Origin of the sequence: Enemella dayhoffiae, assembly GCF_002250625.1 — a bacterium.
Classification (GTDB): Bacteria; Actinomycetota; Actinomycetes; order Propionibacteriales; family Propionibacteriaceae; genus Enemella; species Enemella dayhoffiae.
Genome location: NZ_NMVQ01000009.1, coordinates 25,223 through 45,577, shown reverse-complemented (window position 1 = coordinate 45,577; position 20,355 = coordinate 25,223). Strand labels below are relative to the sequence as shown.

Genomic DNA, 20,355 nt, shown 5'->3' with positions numbered 1-20,355 from the left:
GGGCGCCCGCTCACTCACCGGAGTGACCGTAGCCGCCGGGGACCAGCCCCTCGGCCGAGATCGCGTCGGCCAACGACATCTGCCGATGGTACGCCAGAATCTGCAGCTCGCTGCCAAGGTCAACCTTACGAACGGTCACCTGGGCCGGGACGGCGAGGTTGATCGGGGCGAAGTTGAGCAGGCACTTGATGCCCGCGTCGACCAGGGTGTCGGCGACCGGCTGGGCGTGCTCACCGGGAACCGTGAGCACCCCGATGGTGACCAGCGGATCGCGGACCACGCTGGCCAGATCGCTCAGGTGGTGGATCGGGAGGCCCTCGACCCGGCTGCCGACCAGGGCCGGGTCGACATCGAACAGGGCGCTCACCCGGAAGCCGCGGGAGGAGAACCCGGCGTGGTTGACCAGGGCGCGGCCCAGGTTTCCGACGCCGACGATGATCACCGGCCAGTGCTCGGCCGAGCCGATGTTCTGGTCCAGCTGGAAGCGCAGATAGGCGACGTCATAGCCGACCCCGCGGATGCCGTAGCTGCCGAGGTGGGAGAGGTCCTTGCGCAGCTGGGCCGGATTGACCCCGGCGGTGGCGGCGAGCTCGCCGGAAGAGACGGTGGCCACGCCGGCGCTGGCCAGGTTGTTGAGCACGCCCAGATAGGTGGCCAGCCGGCTCACCGTGGCCTCGGGGATCCCGCCGCGTCCGCGGGCCGGCTCCACCGGCAGCGACGAATCCTCGTCTGGCCTGTCTTGCCGATTGGACACCCGTCACCCGCTCCGCCGGCCGGACCCCTGCGGCCCGTTGCGGAATCCAGCCTAACCCACCCTTGTGAACCCGTGCACAAGGCCGAGCGGGCCGTTCAGCGGCCGGACAGCGCGTCCCGCAGTCGGCGCTCATCCACCCGCCAGAAGTCGTGCTGCTGCCCGTCCACGAAGGTGACCGGGACCTGGTCGGTGTAGGCCTCCCGCAGCTGCGGATCCTCGTCGATGTCGACGTCCTCCCACCCCACGCCGAGCTCGTCGCAGACCCGGGCCACGACCGCCAGCGCGTCGTCGCAGAGGTGGCAGCCCTCGCGGGTGAGCACCCGGACCCGGGCCTGGGTCATCGCTCCTCCTCGTCGGTGGTGTCGAGCAGGTCGCGCAGGGCACCGCGTCGGATCTTGCCGGTGGCCGAGCGCGGCAGCGACTTCAGCACGACCACCTCGGCCGGCAGTTTGTAGCGGGCCAGCCGCTGCTCGGCGTGCTCCATCACCTGGTCCACGCGCAGCAGGTCGCCGACCAGGAAGGCGACGATCCGCTCGCCGGTGTGCTCATCGGGTTGGCCGACGACGGCCGCGGCCTGGACGGAGGGGTGCTCGCAGAGCACGTCCTCGACCTCGCTGGGGAACACGTTGAACCCGGAGACGATGATCAGGTCACTGGCCCGGTCGACCAGGAACAGGTCCTCGCCGTCGAGATAGCCGACATCGCGGGTGTTGTACCAGCCGTCGGCATCGGGGGCGCTGTCGCCGTGCGGCCAATAGCCGGAGAACAGGTTGTCACCGCGGATGAAGATCTCCCCGGGCTCGTCCGGCCCGCCGCTGAGCGAGACGCCCTGGGCACCGATCCGCACCTCGACGCCGGGCAGCGCGCGGCCCACGTGGCCGGCTCCGCGCAGCTCGACACCGACCGTGTTGGCCACCCCGGGGGCGGCCTCGGTCAGCCCATAGCCCTGGTCCAGGCGTACCCCGGTGAGGCGCCGCCAGTGCTCCACCAGCACCGCGGGCAGCGGCGCCGCCCCGCTGGTGACCAGCCGGAGCCAGCCGCTGGCGGCGGTCAGCCCCTCGGCCTGGCTGAGCCGATAGAGCGCCGACGGGGTAAGCGGAAGGTGGCTCACCTGCTCGCGGTCGAGGATCTCGACCAGGGTGTCCGGCAGTCCGTCGACCAGCACCGTCCGGGCGCCGACGTGCACGGCGGCACCCAGCACGGCGTTGAGGCCATAGACGTGGAACAGCGGCAGCGCGCAGAGCACGATCGAGTCGGTGGTGCTGAGTCCCTGGGCGGTGCTGTTGCGGCAGTGGGCGAGCAGGGCGCGGTGGGACAGCATCGCCCCGCGCGGTTCGGCCGAGGTGCCGGCGGTGTAGATGATCGCCGCACAGGACTCCGGGTCGGTCAGCGGGGGCGTCCGCGAATCCCCCGCATGCTCGGCGAGTTCGGCCAGCTCGAGCTGGCGTACGCCGGGCAGTTCGACCGGGGTGCCGGCCGGGAGCAGCGCCAGCGAGGCACCGCAGTGCTCGGCCACCCGGGCCCACTCGGCGGGCGGCAGGTGCGGGTTCACCGGGACCGCGATGCAGCCCGAGCGCAGTGCCGCGAACCAGGCGGCGGCGAAGTCGATGGTGTTCTCCGCCGAGATCAACACCCGGCGACCACCCCAGGCGCCGAGGGCGTCGAGTGCGGCCGCCGAGGTGGTGACCTGCTGCTCGAGGTCGGCCCAGGAGATCTCCCGGCGATCCGGTTCGACCTGGACCAGGGCGATCGCGTCGGGGCGCTCGGCGGCGTGCTGACGGACCAGGTCCGAGAGCGTACGCGGAGACGATGGATCGGGCATGGGCCGAGTCTGGCACGCCGCTTCGGCGGTTCGGACGCTGGGGTCGCCTAGGCTGGCCGCATGACCGAGCCTGGCCCCGACGCCCGATCCGGGGCTGCCGCCTTCTTTGACCTGGACAACACAATGGTGCGCGGCACCTCGATGATCCAGTTGGGCAAGGGGTTGTACGCGCGCAAGTATTTCCGCGCCGGGATCATCCTGCGCGCGCTGTGGCTGGAGGCGTGGTTCCGGGCCACCGGGGCCGAGCACGAGGGCCACATCGTGGAGATCCGCGAGACGGTGCTGTCGATCATCGAGGGGCGGACCGTCCAGGAGCTGGCGGCGGACTCAGAGCAGATCTTCAACGACTCGATCGCCGGCCGGCTGTGGCCACAGGCGACCGCGTTGGCCGACAGCCACCTGAGCGCCGGTCGGCCGGTGTGGCTGGTCACCGCCGCCCCGATCGAGGTGGCGCGGGTGTGCGCGAAGCACCTGGGCCTGACCGGGGCGATCGGCACCGAGGCGGAGTCGGTCGAGGGGGTCTACACCGGTCGGCTGCACGGGCCGCTGATGCACGGCCCGGCCAAGGCGGATGCGGTACGCGCCCTGGCGCTGGAGCGCGGCTATGACCTGAGCCGCTGCTCGGCGTACTCGGATTCGTTCAACGACCTGCCGATGCTGAGTCTGGTCGGCGACCCGCACGTGGTGAACCCCGACGGGGACCTGCTGCGGCACGCCCGCGCCGCCAACTGGCCGGTGCACGATTTCCGCGGCCCCGGCCGCCGCCGCACCATCGTCGGCGCCGCGGTCGGCGGAGCCGTCCTCGGCGGTCTGGGAGTGGAGTTGGCGAGGCGCCTCGGTCTGGCGGGCCGCGCGCGAGCAGACCTCTAGAAGAACGTGTGGGGGCGGTCTTCCAAGAGGCGGTAGAGCCGGTTCTGGATGGTGATCCGGACCTGGTCGGTGATCTGGAAGACGGTCATCGGGTCCTCGGCGGCGCCGGGGGGCAGTTCGTCGGTGGTGAGCGCCTCACCGAACTCGATGATCCACTTCGACGGCAGCGGCACCATCCCGAGCACGCCCAGCAGGGGGAACAGCGGGGTCACCGGGAAATACGGCAGCCCGAGCGCCTTGGCCAGCGTGGGGGCGGTGGAGATCAGCGGGAAGATCTCCTCCGAGCCGACGATCGAGACCGGCACGATCGGCGCCCCGGCGCGTACCGCGGTGGAGACGAATCCGCCCCGGCCGAAGCGCTGCAGGCGATAGCGCTCGGCGTACAACTTGCCGAGGCCCTTGAACCCCTCGGGGAAGACCGACACCAGTTCGCCGGAGGTGAGCAGCCGTTCGGCGTCCTCGGGGCAGGCGACGGTGCAGCCGGTACGCCGGGCTACATCGTGCGAGATCGGGGTCTTGAAGACCAGGTCGGCGCCGAGCATCCGCGGGTGCCGGCCGACCTCGTCGTGCACGATCCCCTGCAGCACCAGGGCGTCCACCGGGAGCGCGCCGGCATGGTTGGCGACCAGCAGGGCCGGCCCCTCGGTGGGCACGTTCTCGATCCCGCGCACCTCGACGCGGAACCATTTCCGGGCCAGGAACCGGACCGCCGGCATGAACACCCGTTCGGTGAACTCGGGGTCGTAGCCGAACTGGTCCACCGCATAGTCGCCGGTCAGCCGATCCCGGGTGTAGGCGATCAGGTCCCCGAGCGAGTCCTGCCACTCCACGCCCAGCTGTTCACCGAGGGCGATCAGGGTGGCGATCGGGTCCGCGGCGAGCTCCTGCAACTGCTCGGTGGGCACCTCCCGGACGCGGTCGCGCAGGCTGAGCAGGCCCTCGGCGAGCTGGGCGATCAGGTCGGGGCGTTCGTCGTCGGTCATGACCCACCCCCGTGGCGTCGGCCGAGCAGGCGGTTGGCCAGGCTGAGCGCACCCTCGACCCGGGGCACGGTGAGCATTCCGGGGCGGGTCAGGGCGGCGAACTCCTCGACCGCCCGGCGCGAGCTGTAGTGCGGGTGGACGCCGGCGGTGTCGGTGAAGCGGGTGGTGTCCAGGGCACGGCCCCAGGTGATCGCGCGCAGTTCGTCGTTGGTGAACTCGACCAACCTGGTCCGTCGACCGAGGCCGAGCACCAGGCCGCTGCTGTCCCCGGGCACGCCGAGCCAGGGCCTGCCGAGCACGCCGAGCACCTGGGAGAGGGTGAGCACGTCGGGTGCGGCCACGTTGAACCGGCCGGGAACGTCGTGCAGGGTGACCGCCTCCAGCGCGGCGACGGCGTCGGCCGGGTGCAGGAACTGCAGCCGGGCGTCATAGCCCAGCGGTCGGGGTACGACGGGCAGGGACAGCCAGCGGGTGAGCGGGCTGTCCACCCCACCGCCGATCAGGTTGGCCGGACGCAGGATGGTGCGCACCACGTCGGGGCGGCGCACGCCCACCCCGTGCAGGTAGCCCTCGGCCTCCATCGCGTCACGGGCGAAGCCGCTGCGCGCCGGGTGCCGACCGACCATCTCCTCGGTGAACCGGGCGGGGTCCAGCGGGCCGGCGCCATAGACGGCGCCGGTGCTGAGCAGCACCACCTTGCGGACCGAGGGGGCCTTCTGGCAGCCGGCCAGCAGCTGCATGGTGCCGATGACGTTGGCCTCCTTGACCGCGGCGCGGCTGGAGCCCTCCGCGGACAGCCCGAGGTGCACCACTGTGTCGACCTGGTGTTCGGCGACCACGCGGGACAGCACCGGACTGCGGAGGTCTGCCCGGACGTACGCCACCCCGCCGAGCTCGTGGGTGGGGGCGGTGGCGTCGAGACCGATCACCTCGCGCTCGCCGGGGGCGGCCAGCGAGCGGGCGAATCGAGCACCCAGGTCACGCGACACCCCGGTGACCAGGACGACACGTGACATCGGCGGCTGCGGCCTACTTGCCGGCGCGGCGACGCTGGATACGCGTACGCTTCAGCAGCTTGCGGTGCTTCTTCTTCGCCATGCGCTTGCGGCGCTTCTTGATGACCGAACCCACAGGTGGTGCCTCTCGATGAAGAGTGATGGTGGTCCGACGGGTGCCGGACAACCATCACATCCTACTCGGCACCGCCCCCTTGCGGCAAAGCTCGCTCAGGCGGGCGGGCGCTCGGTCCGTCGGTCGGCGGTGGCCAGCCTCACGCCTCCCCGCGCTGCCGGGCGCGATAGGCGGCCACATTGGCCCGGTTCCCGCAGCCGGCGTCGCAGAACCGGCGGGAGCGGTTGCGGGAGAGGTCGACCAGCACGTTGTCGCAGTCCTCGGCGGCGCAGCGCTGCAGCCGGGAGAGCTCCTTGTCGCGGACCACGTCGACCATCGCCATGGCCAGCTCGACCACCAGCCGATCGGCCAGCGGGGCGTCGGTGCGGGCCGCGTGGATGTGCCAGTCGAAGCCGTCGTGGCGGGCCAGTTGCGGCAGCGCGCGGTAGCGCCGCAGGAAGTCGTTGGTCCGGCGTACCGCCTCGAACTCGTCGGTGATCCACAACTCCTCGAGCCGCGGCCGGATCCGGCGGACCTGGTCCAACTCCTCCGCTGTGCCCGCGAAGACACCGGAATAGCGCCAGCGATCGACGAAGTCGGCGAGCTCCTCGACGGTGGTCAACGTGTCGGGTTCGTGGGCGGTGTTGATCAGGTCCGCGGCGGCCTGCAGGGACACTTCGACGTCATGCTCAAAGATCACATTGACTCCTTACCCCAACCGTCCTAGTGTCACGAGTGAAACAACTTCTGACTCATGACAGCGAGTCGCCCCACGACAGGAGGTGCCAACGCCGATGACCATGTCCGAGACGGTACTCGAAACACCGACCGACCACGCCCCCACGCGACGCCCGGGCGGGTTGCTGATCGCCCTGCTCTCGGCGGCGGCCTTCAGCCTGTCCGGAGTGTTCGGGCACGCGCTGATGGCCGGCGGCTGGTCGCCGGGCGCGGTGGTGCTGGTCCGGCTGGCTCTGGCCACGGTCGTGCTGCTGCCACTGGCGCTGCGGGCGGCCGCCGGGCGCTGGCGCAAGGTGCTGGCGGCCTGGCCGGTGCTGCTGATCTATGGGGCGCTGGCGACGGCCGGGTGTCAGGTCTTCTATTTCTATGCGGTGCAGCGGCTGTCGGTCTCGGTGGCGCTGATGCTCGAGTATTCCTCGCCGGTGCTGATCGTGCTCGGCGCCTGGGCGATCACCCGCCGCCGTCCGGGGCCGTTGGCCCTGGCCGGCACGGCGACCGCGATGGCCGGGTTGGCGCTGGTGCTGAACGTCTTCCACGGCGTACGCCTGGACGCCCTGGGCGTGGTGTTCGGCCTGCTGGCCGCGGTGGGGTCGGCGGCGTACTTCGTGGTCGGCGCCCGGCTCGATGACGACCTGCCGCCGATCGTGCTGGCCACCGGCGGCCTCGGGATCGGCGCGGTGCTGCTGTGCGTGCTGGGCGGGGTCGGGCTGCTGCCGCTGGCCGTCCGCGGCGGGCAGGTACCATTCGCCGGGACCCAGGTGGGCTGGTGGCTGCCGCTGCTCGGAATCGCCGTCGTGTCGGGTTCCTTGGCGTACGCCACCGGGATCGCCGCGAGCCGGCGGCTGGGCTCGCGGATCGCCTCGCTGGTCGGGCTGTCCGAGGTGCTGTTCGCCTGCGTGATGGCGTGGCTGCTGGTCGGCGAGCGTCCCGGCCCGGGCCAGCTGGTCGGCGGCGCGGTGATCCTGCTCGGCGTCGTCCTGGTCAAGTGGGACGAGTTGCGCCAGTCCCGCGCCGTCGCCCCCTCAAGGGGTGTCGCTTCTGGTGTGCAGTCCTGACCACACCCCGTGGTCAAACCCCGTCCTGACCACACCGAGTGGTCAAAACCCGTCCTGACCACAAGGAGTGGTCAAGAGTGCACCCGGTGGGTGCAGTCTTGATCCCACCCAGCGATCAAGGCGCGCTTTGATTCGACTGGGAGATCAAGGCCGGGTTTGATCTCCCTGGGAGATCAGAGTGCACAGCCTGAAGCGCACCCTCAGGGGTGGAAACACCGGCGGGAGCGCGCGCGGCGGGGACCGTCGCGAAAGCGGTGGCTCGGTGGCTCAGCCGACGTCGAAGAATGAGCTCTTCAGATATTCGTTCACGGCCTTCTCCGGGACGCGGAAGCTGCGGCCGAAGCGTACGGCCTCCAACTCGCCACTGTGGATCAGCCGGTAGACCGACATCTTGGACACCCGCATGATCGTGGCCACCTCGGCCACGGTCAGGAACTTGACGGCCGACAGGCCACCAACGGCCGACAGGTTGGGCCGGTCCTTGGAATCGCTCATCTGCGCGCACCTCTCGCACGCATCGACCGCCGGCTTCCCCTCCGGCGTGTTGCACGTGCTGCAGGTGACAGTAGTGGTAAATGGGTCCGGTGAAAAGCCACTCCGGGATCCGACCGCACCAGCTCAGAAGTCCGGGTCGAGACCGAACTCGGGAAACACGGCCCGCCGGGTCGCGATGATGGCCTGATCCACCCGGGAGGAGGGGTTGTAACCCCAGCCGATCGGGTCGAATTCGATGTCGGCCCCGTCACCCATCCGAAGCGGGGCGCTCTCCCCCACCAGGTCCCGCCAGGCGGCCGGGGTCTCGGACTCCAACGGGATCGGAGCGCCCGCCACGACGCCGAGCAGATGCGCCCAGGCCCGCGGGACCACGGTGTCCACCGCATAACCGCCACCACCGGTGGCCACCCAACGCCCCCCGCAATAGCGATCCGCCAACTCGGCCACCATCAGATACGACGCCCGCTGCCCGTCCACCGACAGGCACAGGTCGGTCAGCGGGTCGTCGACGTGGGAGTCGCAACCGTGCTGACTGATCAGGATGTCGGCGCCGAAGGACTCCAGGATCGGCGGCACGATCGCGTCGAAGGCACGCAACCACCCGGCGTCGTCGATCCCCGGCGGCAGCGCCACGTTGACCGCCCGCCCCTCGGCCTCCCCCTTGCCGGTCTCGGAGGCGAAACCGGTGCCGGGGAAGAGGTGGATCGGCGACTCGTGCAGGCTGATCGTCAACACGTTCGGGTCGTCATAGAAGATCGACTGCACCCCGTCCCCGTGGTGAGCGTCGATGTCGAGATAGACGATCTTCTTCGCACCACCCTGCTGCTGCAGCCAGCGGATCGCCACGGCGCAATCGTTGTACACACAGAAACCGCTGGTGCCCGACGGCATCGCGTGGTGCAGCCCACCGGCGATGTTCACCGCACGACTGGCCTCCCCGCTCCACACCGCACGAGCGGCCACGACCGTCGCCGCGCAGATCTGCGAGGCCACCGCGTGCATGCCCACCACCAACGGATTGTCGGTGGTGCCGATCCCAAAGCGGGTGTGCACCCGGTCCGAGCGCACCGCCTCGAGATAGTCCTCGGTGTGCACCAGGCGGACCAACGCGTCGTCCCCGGGCGGGGGTTCGACCACCTCGAGCAGATCGAGCACGCCCAACTGCCGCGCCAGCTCGACCGCCAGGCGCACCCGGCCGGGACCCATCGGATGACCCTCACCGAAGTCGTAGCGGGTCAGCCCCTCCGAGTGCACCATCCGTGCCCGCATCTCAACCTCCGCCGCCCTCACCGTGCTTGTGCCGCCGACCCTACTGCCAGCGAGCGCTCGGCGTACCCCGTTCCACGGAGGGAGTCGCCCGGATCAGGGCTGCTCGTTCAACTGAACCAGCTGGATCAGGTTCCCACAGCTGTCATCGAGGATCGCCACGGTGTTCGGACCCATCTCGGTCGGCTCGGTGGTGAACCGGACCCCCTTGGCGGTCAGCTCGTCGTACGCCACGCGCACGTCGGGCACGGTGAAGAAGGTGTACGGCATCCCATCGGCGACCAGGGCCTGCTTGAACGTCCTGGCCGCCGGGTGCGCATCCGGTTCCAGCACGAGCTCGACGCCCTCGGGGTGCTCTGGGCTGACCACGGTCAGCCACCGGAACTCCCCCATCGGGATATCTCTCCGGGGCAGGAACCAAGCTTCTCGGTATAGAACGCGAGCGCCTTGTCCTGGTCGTCGACCATGATCGAGGTGACGGCGATCGTGGGCATGGATTGTCCTTTCAAGATCATTTCTCGGGTTCGAGCGGCCAGCGCCGCAGTGCGGTCCGCAGCGGCTCCGGATCCAGGTGGTGGATCTTCGTCCGCCCATTCATCCGCGTGGTGATGAGGCCCGCGTCCTCCAGCACGCCGAGGTGCTGCGAGATCGCCTGACGGCTTGAGGTAACACCATGATTCGTGGCCAGGCTCGCGCAGATCTCGAACAGCGTGAGGTCGTTCCGCGTGAACAACTCGTCCAGCACCAGGCGTCTCGTCTCGTCCGCGAGCGCATGGAACAGGTCGGCCATACCGACACAATAGGCAAGCATTCACTTGCATGTCAATGGGTCAGCGACCCCTACGAGCGCGTTCAACCACCCAACTCGACCGACCGGTCCCGCGCCGCGGTCAGCGCATCGCCGAAGGCGGCCCGCAGGCCGTGCTGCTCGAGCACGGCCAGTGCGGCGGCGGTGGTCCCACCCGGTGAGGTGACCTGTTCGCGCAGCAGGGTCGGGTGCTCCCCGTTCTCGGCGAGCAGGGTGGCGCTGCCGAGCAGCGTCTGGGTGACCAGTTCCCGGGCGGTGTCCCGGGGCAGCCCGAGGGTCACCGCGGCGTCGGTCATCGCCTCGGCGACCAGGAACAGGTACGCCGGCCCCGAGCCGGAGACCGCGGTGACCGCGTCCTGCAGCTTCTCCGGTACCTCGACCACCCGCCCGGTCCCGGCCAGCAGCTCGACCACCCGCGCCACCTGCTCGGCGCTCGCGTGCCGCCCGGCAGATGCCGCCGCCATCCCCTGCCCGATCCGGGCCGGGGTGTTCGGCATCACCCGCACCACCGGCGTACCGGCGGGCAGCACGTCCTCGACGGCCGCCGTCGACACACCGGCGCACAACGACACCACGAGCGCCCCCTCGGCGAGCTGGCCGGCCACCTCACCCAGCACCCCAGCGACGTCGGCAGGTTTGACCACCACCAGCACCACGTCGGCGCCGCGCACGGCCTCGGGCCCGGAGGCGGTGGCGACGCCGTGGCGTACGGTCAGTTCGGCGGCGCGTTCGGCGCGCTTCTCGGCGACCACCAGGTCGTCGGCGGCGTGGCCCGAGGCGAGCAGTCCGCTGAGCACGGCCTCACCCATCACCCCGCCACCGAGCAGTGCCACCCGCGTCATCGAAGCATCCTCACGCGGTCGCGCCGGCCGGACTCTTTCGCTGTGCCAGCACGACTTCCGCGATCTGCACCGCGTTCAGCGCGGCACCCTTGCGCAGGTTGTCGTTGGAGGCGAAGAACACCAGCCCCTTGCCGTTCGGCACCGACTGGTCGGCCCGGATACGACCGACGTACGCCGGGTCGGCACCGGCCGCGTCGCGCGGGGTGGGCACGTCCATCAGCTCGACCCCGGGGGCGGCGGCGAGCAGCTCGGTGGCCTGCTCCGTCGAGATCGGCCGGGCGAACTCGGCGTGCACCGCCAACGAGTGACCGGTGAACACCGGGACGCGCACACAGGTGCCGGAGACCAGCAACTCGGGCAGGTGCAGGATCTTGCGCGACTCGTTGCGCAGCTTCTGCTCCTCGTCGGTCTCACCGGAGCCGTCGTCGACCAGTGCACCGGCCAGCGGCAGCGCGTTGAACGCGATCGCCTTCACATAAGGGGCGGGGTCGCTCACCTCGTCCACCCGCCCGCGGAAGGTGAGACCGGTCAGGTCGTCGGTGGCCGCGACCTGGTCGGCGAACGCCTGCACCGCGGTCCCGCCGGAGCCGGAGACGGCCTGATAGGTGGCCACCCGCAGCCGCTCCAGCCCGGCCGCGTCGGTGAGCGGCTTGAGCACCGGCATGATCGCCATGGTGGTGCAGTTCGGGTTGGCGATGATCCCCTTCGGCGGCTCGACACAATCCTCGGGGTTCACCTCGGCGACCACCAGCGGCACCTCGGGATCCAATCGCCACCCCGAGGAGTTGTCGATCACGATCGCACCGGCGGCGGCGACCTTGGGGGCGTACTCCTTGGAGGCGGTTTTGCCGGCCGAGAACAGTGCGATGTCCAGCCCGGAGAAGTCGGCGGTCGCCATGTCCTCGACGGTGATCGGCTGACCCTTGAAGTCGATGGTCTTGCCCGCGGACCGGGCGGAGGCGAAGAACCGGATCTCATCGACCGGGAAGTCGCGCTCGACCAGCAGGTCGCGCATCACCCCGCCGACCTGGCCGGTGGCACCGAAGACTCCTACGCGCATGGGGTTTCACTCCAAGACTCATCACCGGGTACGCCTGCCGCCCCGGGTTGCTCCGGCCAAGCGTACGACGACCGACGTGGCTCAGACATAATCAAACCGTGAGTGAGACCCGGGATCTGGCGCGGTTCGCCTGGCTCGCGATCGCGGCCGCCATCGTCACGATCACGCTCAAGGCCGGGGCCTGGGCGCTGACCGGATCGGTCGGCCTGCTCTCCGATGCCGCCGAATCGGTGGTCAACCTGGTCGCAGCCGTGGTCGCCCTGGTCGCACTCAAGATCGCCGCCCGGCCGGCGAATCCGCGCTACCCGTTCGGGCGGACCAAGGCCGAATATCTCTCCGCCGCCGTCGAGGGCACGATGATCTTCATCGCCGCCGGGGTGATCTGCGTGACCGCGGTGGAACGCTTCATCAACCCGCGTCCCCTCGAGAACGTCGGCATCGGCCTGCTCGTCTCGGTGGTCGCCTCGGTGCTCAACGGGGTGGTCGGGGTGATCCTGATCCGCGCCGGCCGGAGGCACCGCTCGATCACCCTGACCGCGGACGGCAAGCATCTGATGACCGATGTGGTCACCTCCGCCGGGGTGCTGATCGGGGTCGGGCTGGTCTGGCTGACCGACTGGGACCGGCTCGATCCGATCGTCGCGTTCGCGGTCGGGGTGAACATCATCATCACCGGCACCAGGCTGATCACCGAGTCGATGTCCGGCCTGCTGGACGCCGCCCTGCCGAAGGCCGAGAGCGACGCGGTGATCGAGGTACTGCGGCGGCGCAGCAGCGACGAGGTCGCCTTCCACGGCCTGCAGACCCGGGTCGCCGGGCACCAGCGGTTCGCCAGCGTGCATGTGCTGGTACCGGGCGCCTGGAGCGTCCAACACGGCCACGATTTCGCCGAGGAGATCGAGAACGAATTGCGCACCACCGTCCCGGAGCTGACCGTCACCACCCATCTGGAACCGATCGAGGATCCGGCCTCCTGGGCCGACATCCCGGTCGGCGAGGTCCCCCTCGACGAGCCCTGAGCCGGGCGGGCGGCCTCCCGGTGTGATTCACGTCTCGATCAGCGACCGGGAGGATGGTCAGGCGTCTAATCGAACTGTAATGATAGGCCCGCCGCAGCCACTCTCGGACGGGACGACCCATCATGCGTGACCCTCACCGCCGCAACTCAGACCGCGTCCGCGCGATCCGGTCGCTGATCATTCTCATGCTCTCTGGCCTGCTCGCGCTCGGTGGCCTGGTGATCCCCTCGGGCCCGCACGCCGCCGCCGCGCCCGGCGATCTCGCGTTCGGGATCATCCGCTCCGATGCGGTCAGGAACCAGACGGTCGAGACCACTGGCGCCCCCGGCACCGTCGACAAGGGCATCCCCGGGGTCGCGGTCACCCTGCGCTGCAGCACACCGGTCGACAGCAACAACCCTATCGTCGCGTCCACGACGACCGGCGCCGACGGCTCCTACCGGTTCTCAGCGGCCACGGTCACGCCGATCATCGCCACCAGGTGCGCGCCCGGTTCGACGGTCTTCGTCGCGCTGGACGCCAACGGTGCGGCCGGCGATGTGCTGGCCGCCTACGACGGCATCACCCCGAACACCGCGAATGCGTTCGACGCCGTGGGCTCCGGCGGCGACAGCGCCCAGCGCGCCCAGACCGCGCCGTTCAACCCGGCCGCCGCCGCGACCACCCCGGTGGAGTTGAACGGCCTGCTGTGGCCGACCTGGAAGACCAATCTGGCGCTGGCCGCGGATCCCAACGGGTTCGGCGGCCAGGCCGTCTACACCGGCACCGCGCCCTTCGACCCCACGGGTGGACAGGCGGGCACCGACTCCGGTGCCAACAACGACATCGTCCGCTCCGGCGACACGGTCAGCTACAACTGGAACCTGACGGTGTCGGCCGAGCAGCCGCTGTCCAACACGGTGAAGTCGGTGGTCTTCGAGCAGGTGCTGACCCTGGCGCCGGGCGCCTCCGCCAACTTCTCCCGCATCCCGGCCGACTGCGTCGGCACCAGTCCCGCCAGTTCGATCGTGGCGCAGCCGTCGGGAACCGCGGTGCCGGCCGGCACCCCGCCGCCCGCCGGCACCACCAGCCTGACCCTCACCTGCAACCTCGGCCAGCTGGGCACCGATACCTCGGCGGTGCTGCTGCCGACCACCGTGCGGACCTTCTCCAGCAGCGCCAACGGCTCGACCTTCACCACCACGGCCCGCGCGTACGGCGTGGACGCCACCGGGTTGGCGACCGCCCAGCCGAGCCAGCCGGTCGACAACGGCCCGATCACGATCACCGCGGCACCGCGCTACGACCTCAGCAAGATCGGCTCGACCTACACCCGCTTCGGCACCCAGAACGTCAATGGGGTGCCCACCCAGGGCGTGTTCTTCCGTTACATCATGCAGGTCTCGACCGATCGCAGCACCGGCGTGGAGGCATTCACCCAACCGGTGACGATCACCGAGGACTTCTGGGGCACCAACCCGTTGCAGAACAACTCGGTGATGACCGGGTTGAAGTGGTACCTGGTCACCTGCGTCCCGAACGACGACGGCAATGTGGCCGGAGCGGTGCTGGGCAAGCGAGACGTCGCCGGACGCAGCGAGGTGCTGAAGGCTCGCTCCGTGATGGATTCCGGCACCTGCACCCCGAGCACCCGAGCTGCCGGAGACGATACGAGCCCCTACCAACTGACACTGAAGGGGATCGACACCTCGGGCCAGTGGTATCCGAGCAGGACCCTGCCGTCCACCGGCGGCTCCGACCTGTCGGCCGGGCCGTTCTATGTGGCGTCGTATCGGATGGAGGTCTTCGTCCCGCTGACCGAGGTCGACGGCACCGACGGCGATCCGACCAACCGGTCCGGTCGCTTCAACGCCAACAACCAGGTCACCGGTTTCGATCCCTCCAGCGTCACCGGCACCTCGAACTACGGCACCGGCAACGAGCCGGGCTTCTGCCCGGACCGCCCGGCGGGCGGCGCGTACGCCGCCTGTGATCGGATGCCGGCCACCAATGCGCGCAGCAACAACGTGGCCGGCCCCTCGGGGGTCACCATCAGCCCGGGCACCTTCGCCAAGTACTGGTACGACCAGGGCGCCGCCTGGACGTCGACGCTGGACAAACCCCTGCCACAGGCCGCGACCAGCCACGACGGGCAGGGCCAGGTCCAGCTGGGCGAGACGCACACCAGCATGATCGCGGTGAGCAACGGCGGCACGCCCTGGACCGCCACCGGCGCCTGCGACATCTTCGACAACACCACCATCCGGCTCGCCGAGCTGCGGAGCGGCGCGATGACCAACGCCAGCAGCTATCCGGCCGGGATGTACGCCTTCGTCCACAACTCCGCGCTCCCGTCCAATCAGGCGGGGCAGCAACCCAATCAGGCCAATTACATCGTCGAGTACGGGCATTTCGACTTCGGCAACGACACCGCGAACAACGGCGCCTACGACGCGACGACCGGGCGTTTCGGCGGGAGCTGGACCAACCAGGCGGCGGTGCGGTGCACCGACAACGCCACCACCTGGTACGCCGATCCCGGGCAGGTACCCGGTGGCATCGACGCGGTCAACGCGGTGCGGGTCCGCAGCAAGCCGGACGCCCCGGTCGTCGACCCCGGCAGCAACCTGCGCTTCTACTTCGCGTTCAAGCAGCGCGAGACCTTCCTCGGCGGGCCGAACAACGGCCAGCCGATCCCGGCGGGCACGGTGGTCGCCAACTACGGCCAGCCGATGACCAGCAACATCGGGCCGAACTGGAGCTGGAACTCGCGCAGCTTCATCCCCCAGCCGGACAACGGGGCGACCGATGGTGACCGCTACACCATCACCAGCTTCACCGCGAACCTGAAGAAGCGCTCGGTGGTCGTCGACGGCCAGGGCAGCGGCGCGGCCGACTACGGCAACACCGGTACCGCGATCGCCGGCGATCCGGTGATCTGGGAGGTCAGCACCTCCATCTCGGCCAACTCGGCAACGCCGGGACCGGTGCAGAACGTCGTGATCACCGACACGCTGCCCAGATACGTCACCTACGACGCGGCCAAGACCGCTTCGATCACCGGCGGTACGCCGGCCGACACCGCGGTCGTCAATGCCGACGGCACCACCACCCTGACCTGGAACCTCGGCACCTGGACACCGAACAAGCTGATGCCGCCGCGGCGGATCTACACCGTCACCGACTCCCTCGCCCCGAGCAACACCTCGGTCACCAACAAGGCGGAGATCCGCGCCGACGGCCTGATCTTCAACCCCGGTCAGCACAGTGACGACCACACCGTCGTGCTCGAACAGAGCGGCCGGTTGCAGTTGCGCAAGGACGTCGACCAGACCCTCGACCTGCAAGACGACAACCAGGCGTACGTCTTGAACGTCAAGAACTTCTCGGCGAACCTGTCGATCGCGAACCCGACCGTCATCGAGGTGTTCTCCTACAACGGTGACGCCACCAACCCGGCCGGTGCGAACCGCACCCCCGCATCGAAGTTCGTCGGCACCAACCAGATCACCGGCCCGGTCACCGCGACCGAGTTCACCGGTACCGGCACCTCACCCGGCACCGTCTACTACACCAAGGTCCCGGGCGCGCAGGTGTCCCAGGATCTCAACGACCCGACGAACGACAACACCAAGAACAACACCGCCGGCAGGGTCTGGTTCTCCGCCGATCGGTTCGGCGCGCTGGCCGGTGCGCCCGCCAACTTCAGTGAGGTGACCGCGTTCAAGTTCGTCGCGGACCGTGCGCTGGCCACCGGCACCGGCCCGGCCTCCGGCCTGAAACTCGGCTACACCCTCAAGCAGGGCGCCAACGGGCCGGGCAACCTCTACGCCGACCGGTTCACCGCGTTCTCCCCGACCCTGGTGAACGGCACCAAGTTCCAGGTGCTGACCTCGAACCAGACCACGGTGCGGGTGCTCGGCTTCTCGCTGGGTGATCTGATCTGGGTCGATCAGAACGCCGACGGCAAGCACACCGCCGGCACCGATCGCCCCGCCCCGGCCGGAGTTCCGGTGCAGGTGCACCGGGTCGATGGGACGACCGACACCGTCGTCGCCACCACGACCACCGACGCCAACGGCCGGTGGATCGTCAACGACCTGGCGCGCGGCGATTACTACGTCACGGTGCCCGCCTCGGCCTTCGCATCCGGGGGTGGGCTCTATCGGACCGAGCCGAGCCCGGTGAACTCGGTCGCCGACCCCAACACCGACAAGAACGAGGACGTGGACCACAACACCACCCCGTTCGCCGGTGGCATGCGGTCCTCGGGGCTGATCCATCTGGACGCCACCGTCAACGGCAGCACGATCACCGGTCAGGAGCCACTGGGGGACAACGTGGCCAACCTGCCGGTCTCCCCGCTGACCACCGACGCGTTCACCAACCTGACGCTGGACCTCGCGGTCCGCCCGGTACCCGGCTACACCTTCGCCAAGTCGGCGGCACCGGCCTCCGGCACCGCGGTCGCACCCGACGGGACGATCACCTACACCCTGCGCGGCACCAACACCGGTGGCGCCCCGCTGAACGTGACCATCGGCGACGACCTCGCCCAGGTGCTCGACAACGCCACCCTGGTGCCCGGCTCGGCGAAGGCGACGATCGACGGCGCCGCCGCCACCGCACCGGGGGTCAACGGCACCGCCTTGTCCTGGACCGGCGTACTGCAACCCGGCCAGGTGGCGGTGGTCACCTACCAGGTCAAGGTGAACACCTCCGCCAGCACCGCCCAGAAGCCCGGCACGGTGCTGAAGAACAACGCCACCTCCAGCGCCGTGGCGCCGTCGCGGCCCGACCTGCCGGCGTTCACCGGCTCCGGGCAGACCACTCACCCGGTCCCCGGATACCGGTTCACCAAGACCAGCGATCCGGCCACCGGCACCGCCGTCGGGCCGGGCAGAACCGTCACCTACACCCTGACCGGTGAGAACACCGGTGCCACCCCGCTGGACACCCGGATCACCGACGATCTGGCCGCGGTGCTGGACCAGGCCGCGATCACGACCGCGCCGCGGGCCACCATCGACGGAACCGACGCTGCCACCCAGCCCACGGTGACGGGCAACACGCTCAGCTGGCAGAGCGCGCTGCCCGCGGGTGCCACCGTGCGGATCAGCTACACGGTGACCCTGGATGCCCGCAATGCGGGCTCGCCGATCAACAACTCGGCCACCTCGACCGCCCAGCCACCCAACGGCCTGCCCCCGTTCAGCGGGACCGGCCGCACCGAGCACCCGACGCCGGCGTTCACCTTGGCCAAGTCGGCCACTCCGGAGTCCGGCCGGGCGGTGCAGCGCGGTGACACGATCACCTATCACGTGACCGGCACCAACACCGGCGGCACCGTGCTGGATCCGGTCACCGTCACCGACGATCTGTCAAAGGTGCTCTCCGATGCGACCCTCACCGGTACGCCCACGGCGAGCGTGAACGGCGCTCCCGCGCCCGCCCCGAGCCTCAGCGGCACCACGCTGACCTGGAGCGGGCCGCTGCCGGTCGGTGCGAAGGTCGAGCTGACCTACACCGTGACGGTGTCCGGTGCACCCCACGGCGTGGTGCTGCGGAACCGTGCCACCGCGACCGCCGTGCCACCGGCGGGCGCGGACCCGATCACACCCCCGCCGGTGGAGACCCAGCACCCGATCGCCGGGTTCACCCTGGCCAAGTCCAACACCCCGGGCGACGGCCGGGCCGTCCTCCCGGGTGATCAGATCACCTACACGCTGCTGGGCCGCAACACCGGCGCGACCACCCTGAACACCACCATCACCGACGACCTGTCGCAGGTGCTGAACCACGCCGGGCTGGTCGGCTCCCCCACCGTCACCGTCTCCGGGGTCGCACAGGTGCCACCGGCGACGGTGTCGGGCAACCGGCTGACCTGGTCCCATGACGCCCTCCCCGCCGGGGCCACCGTTCAGATCAGCTACACCGTGAAGGTGAACCCCGACGCCGCCGGAGCCACCCTGGTGAACCGTGCCGGTGCCACCGCGACACCGCCGGCCGGCGGCCCGATCCCGGTGGATGAGGTCAGCACCCGTAACCCGGTGGCCGGCTACACGTTCACCAAGACCGCCGATCCGGCGAGCGGCAGCCCGCTCAGCCCGGGCGACACCGTCCGCTACACCCTCACCGGCACCAACACCGGCGCCACCCGGCTCGACCCGGTCACGGTCACCGACCAGCTGGCCGGCATCCTCGACGACGCCGATCTCAGCGGCGCGCCGACCGCCACCATCGTGGACGCCGACGGGAACGAGGCCGGCAGTGCCGCGGCGCCGACCATCGCCGACGGAACGCTCAGTTGGACCGGCTCGCTGCAGCCGGGTCAGCGGGTCCGGATCAGCTACGCGGCCACGGTCAAGGCCGGCGCCAGGGGCGGCGTACTGCAGAATCAGGCGTCCTCGCAGGCGCAGGGCCCCGACGGGGTGTCGATCAGCCCGCCGCCAGTCCAGACCTCCCATCCGATCGCCGGATACGGTTTCGCCAAGACCTCCGACCCGGCCTCCGGAGCCACCGTGCTCCCCGGCCGGACGATCACCTACACCCTCACCGGCAGCAACAGCGGCAACGTCCCGCTGGCCACGGTGAACATCGCCGACGACCTGACCCAGGTGCTGAACGCGGCCTCACTCACCGGTACGCCGACGGTGAGGATCACCACACTGTCCGGTGCGGCGGTGACCGACCCCGCCGGTGCGGTGACCCGCGAGGGCGACCTGCTGAGCTGGTCCGGGGCGCTCGGCATCGACCGCAGGGTCGTCATCAGCTACACCGTGACGGTCGCCGACGACGCCGTCGGCAAGGTGCTGACCAACCGGGCCACCTCGACCGCGGTGCCGCAGGGCCTGCCCGAGACACCGGAACAGACCGGGACCGTCAGCCATCCGGTCGCCGGGCACGAACTGAGCAAGACCTCCGACCCGGCATCGGGCACCTCGGTCGCAGCGGGCCAGCAGATCGGCTACACGATCGTCGACCGCAACACCGGCGCGACCCCGCTGCAGGGGGTGCGGATCTCGGACAACCTCGCCGCGGTGCTCACCGGCGCCCGGATCAGCACCGCGCCGACCGCGCGGATCCTCGACGCCGCCGGTGCCGAGGTGCCGGGCGCCGCCCCGGTGGTCGACGGCACGGTCCTGACCTGGAACGGCGCGCTCGGCATCGGGCAGCGGGTCGAGATCCGTTACACGGTCACGGTGAACGACGACGGCGCCGGTCAGGTGCTCACCAATACCGCCACCTCGACGGCGACTCCGCCGGGCAGCGACCCGCTGCCGACCACCCCGCAGACCGTCACCCATCCGGTCGCTGGTTATCAGACCCCGCCACCCACCCAGCCGCCGGGGACCCAGCCACCGGGGACCCAGCCACCGGGGACCCAGCCACCGGCTCCGGGGAATCCGCCGACCGGTGCGCTGCCCGCCACCGGCGCACCGCCGATGGCCCTGCTGCTGCCGGCCCTGCTGATGCTGATCGCTGGTACCGGCCTGGTCTGGCGCGGCCGCCGGCGGCGCTGATCCACGGCGGCGCTGATCCACGGCGGCGCTG

General features: G+C 70.2%; 18 protein-coding genes. 4 read left to right on the top strand and 14 right to left on the bottom strand.

Going from position 1 to position 20,355, the window contains the following annotated elements; all coding sequences use genetic code 11:
• Positions 1–10 precede the first annotated feature (10 nt).
• The 3 genes from CGZ93_RS07030 to CGZ93_RS07020 form a co-directional block, all read right to left on the bottom strand.
• Positions 11–754, bottom strand: a complete 744-nt coding sequence (locus CGZ93_RS07030; protein ID WP_229117268.1) for a redox-sensing transcriptional repressor Rex — start codon at positions 752–754, stop codon at positions 11–13.
• 95 nt (positions 755–849) lie between these two features.
• Positions 850–1,095, bottom strand: a complete 246-nt coding sequence (locus CGZ93_RS07025; protein WP_094363438.1) for a glutaredoxin family protein — start codon at positions 1,093–1,095, stop codon at positions 850–852.
• Entirely contained in the window at positions 1,092–2,576 is a 1,485-nt protein-coding gene (locus CGZ93_RS07020; protein ID WP_094363437.1) for a class I adenylate-forming enzyme family protein, read from the bottom strand. The genes CGZ93_RS07025 and CGZ93_RS07020 overlap by 4 nt, the downstream gene beginning before the upstream one ends.
• A 60-nt stretch (positions 2,577–2,636) precedes the next feature.
• On the opposite strand from CGZ93_RS07020, the gene CGZ93_RS07015 reads away from it, so the two are divergent.
• On the top strand, positions 2,637–3,446 hold the full coding sequence (locus CGZ93_RS07015; protein ID WP_094363436.1) for an HAD family hydrolase: 810 nt from the start codon (positions 2,637–2,639) through the stop codon (positions 3,444–3,446).
• Here CGZ93_RS07015 and CGZ93_RS07010 read toward each other — a convergent pair.
• The 4 genes from CGZ93_RS07010 to CGZ93_RS06995 all read right to left on the bottom strand — a co-directional run bounded on the left by CGZ93_RS07010 (position 3,443) and on the right by CGZ93_RS06995 (position 6,239).
• Complete coding sequence (locus CGZ93_RS07010) at positions 3,443–4,429, bottom strand: lysophospholipid acyltransferase family protein (RefSeq protein WP_094363435.1); 987 nt, start codon at positions 4,427–4,429, stop codon at positions 3,443–3,445. The genes CGZ93_RS07015 and CGZ93_RS07010 overlap by 4 nt on opposite strands.
• A complete protein-coding gene (locus CGZ93_RS07005) occupies positions 4,426–5,445 on the bottom strand; it encodes an NAD-dependent epimerase/dehydratase family protein (RefSeq protein WP_094363434.1) in 1,020 nt (339 codons plus the stop codon). Before CGZ93_RS07005 ends, CGZ93_RS07010 begins: the two co-directional genes overlap by 4 nt.
• A 13-nt stretch (positions 5,446–5,458) precedes the next feature.
• Positions 5,459–5,560 carry a 30S ribosomal protein bS22 gene (locus CGZ93_RS07000; protein ID WP_042842924.1) on the bottom strand — a complete coding sequence of 34 codons (102 nt, stop codon included), beginning with the start codon at positions 5,558–5,560 and terminating at the stop codon, positions 5,459–5,461.
• A 139-nt stretch (positions 5,561–5,699) separates the two neighbouring features.
• Entirely contained in the window at positions 5,700–6,239 is a 540-nt protein-coding gene (locus CGZ93_RS06995) for a CGNR zinc finger domain-containing protein (protein WP_094363433.1), read from the bottom strand.
• A 94-nt stretch (positions 6,240–6,333) separates the two neighbouring features.
• On the opposite strand from CGZ93_RS06995, the gene CGZ93_RS06990 reads away from it, so the two are divergent.
• Positions 6,334–7,332 carry an EamA family transporter gene (locus tag CGZ93_RS06990; RefSeq protein ID WP_094363432.1) on the top strand — a complete coding sequence of 333 codons (999 nt, stop codon included), beginning with the start codon at positions 6,334–6,336 and terminating at the stop codon, positions 7,330–7,332.
• Between the two features lie 267 nt (positions 7,333–7,599).
• On the opposite strand, the gene CGZ93_RS06985 is transcribed toward CGZ93_RS06990, so the two are convergent.
• The 7 genes from CGZ93_RS06985 to CGZ93_RS06960 all read right to left on the bottom strand — a co-directional run bounded on the left by CGZ93_RS06985 (position 7,600) and on the right by CGZ93_RS06960 (position 11,803).
• The gene (locus CGZ93_RS06985) at positions 7,600–7,827 is read right to left on the bottom strand and encodes a helix-turn-helix domain-containing protein (protein ID WP_094363431.1); all 228 of its coding nucleotides are present in this window, start codon (positions 7,825–7,827) and stop codon (positions 7,600–7,602) included.
• Between the two features lie 123 nt (positions 7,828–7,950).
• The gene (locus CGZ93_RS06980) at positions 7,951–9,096 is read right to left on the bottom strand and encodes an acetoin utilization protein AcuC (RefSeq protein ID WP_229117267.1); all 1,146 of its coding nucleotides are present in this window, start codon (positions 9,094–9,096) and stop codon (positions 7,951–7,953) included.
• Positions 9,097–9,189: 93 nt separating this feature from the next.
• The gene (locus CGZ93_RS06975; protein WP_267489721.1) at positions 9,190–9,486 is read right to left on the bottom strand and encodes a VOC family protein; all 297 of its coding nucleotides are present in this window, start codon (positions 9,484–9,486) and stop codon (positions 9,190–9,192) included.
• A complete protein-coding gene (locus CGZ93_RS19735) occupies positions 9,465–9,587 on the bottom strand; it encodes a VOC family protein (protein WP_267489720.1) in 123 nt (40 codons plus the stop codon). Before CGZ93_RS19735 ends, CGZ93_RS06975 begins: the two co-directional genes overlap by 22 nt.
• A gap of 17 nt (positions 9,588–9,604) precedes the next feature.
• Positions 9,605–9,883 (bottom strand): ArsR/SmtB family transcription factor, encoded by a 279-nt coding sequence (locus CGZ93_RS06970; RefSeq protein ID WP_094363430.1) that lies wholly within the window; start codon positions 9,881–9,883, stop codon positions 9,605–9,607.
• Between the two features lie 62 nt (positions 9,884–9,945).
• Positions 9,946–10,743 carry a pyrroline-5-carboxylate reductase gene (gene proC / locus CGZ93_RS06965; RefSeq protein ID WP_094363429.1) on the bottom strand — a complete coding sequence of 266 codons (798 nt, stop codon included), beginning with the start codon at positions 10,741–10,743 and terminating at the stop codon, positions 9,946–9,948.
• A 10-nt stretch (positions 10,744–10,753) separates the two neighbouring features.
• Positions 10,754–11,803 carry an aspartate-semialdehyde dehydrogenase gene (locus CGZ93_RS06960; RefSeq protein WP_094363428.1) on the bottom strand — a complete coding sequence of 350 codons (1,050 nt, stop codon included), beginning with the start codon at positions 11,801–11,803 and terminating at the stop codon, positions 10,754–10,756.
• 98 nt (positions 11,804–11,901) lie between these two features.
• Here CGZ93_RS06960 and CGZ93_RS06955 point away from each other — a divergent pair, with 98 nt between their 5' ends.
• Together CGZ93_RS06955 and CGZ93_RS06950 are read left to right on the top strand one after the other, a co-directional pair.
• A complete protein-coding gene (locus CGZ93_RS06955) occupies positions 11,902–12,822 on the top strand; it encodes a cation diffusion facilitator family transporter (protein WP_094363427.1) in 921 nt (306 codons plus the stop codon).
• Between the two features lie 122 nt (positions 12,823–12,944).
• Positions 12,945–20,324 carry a beta strand repeat-containing protein gene (locus tag CGZ93_RS06950; protein WP_094363426.1) on the top strand — a complete coding sequence of 2,460 codons (7,380 nt, stop codon included), beginning with the start codon at positions 12,945–12,947 and terminating at the stop codon, positions 20,322–20,324.
• Positions 20,325–20,355: the final 31 nt, after the last annotated feature.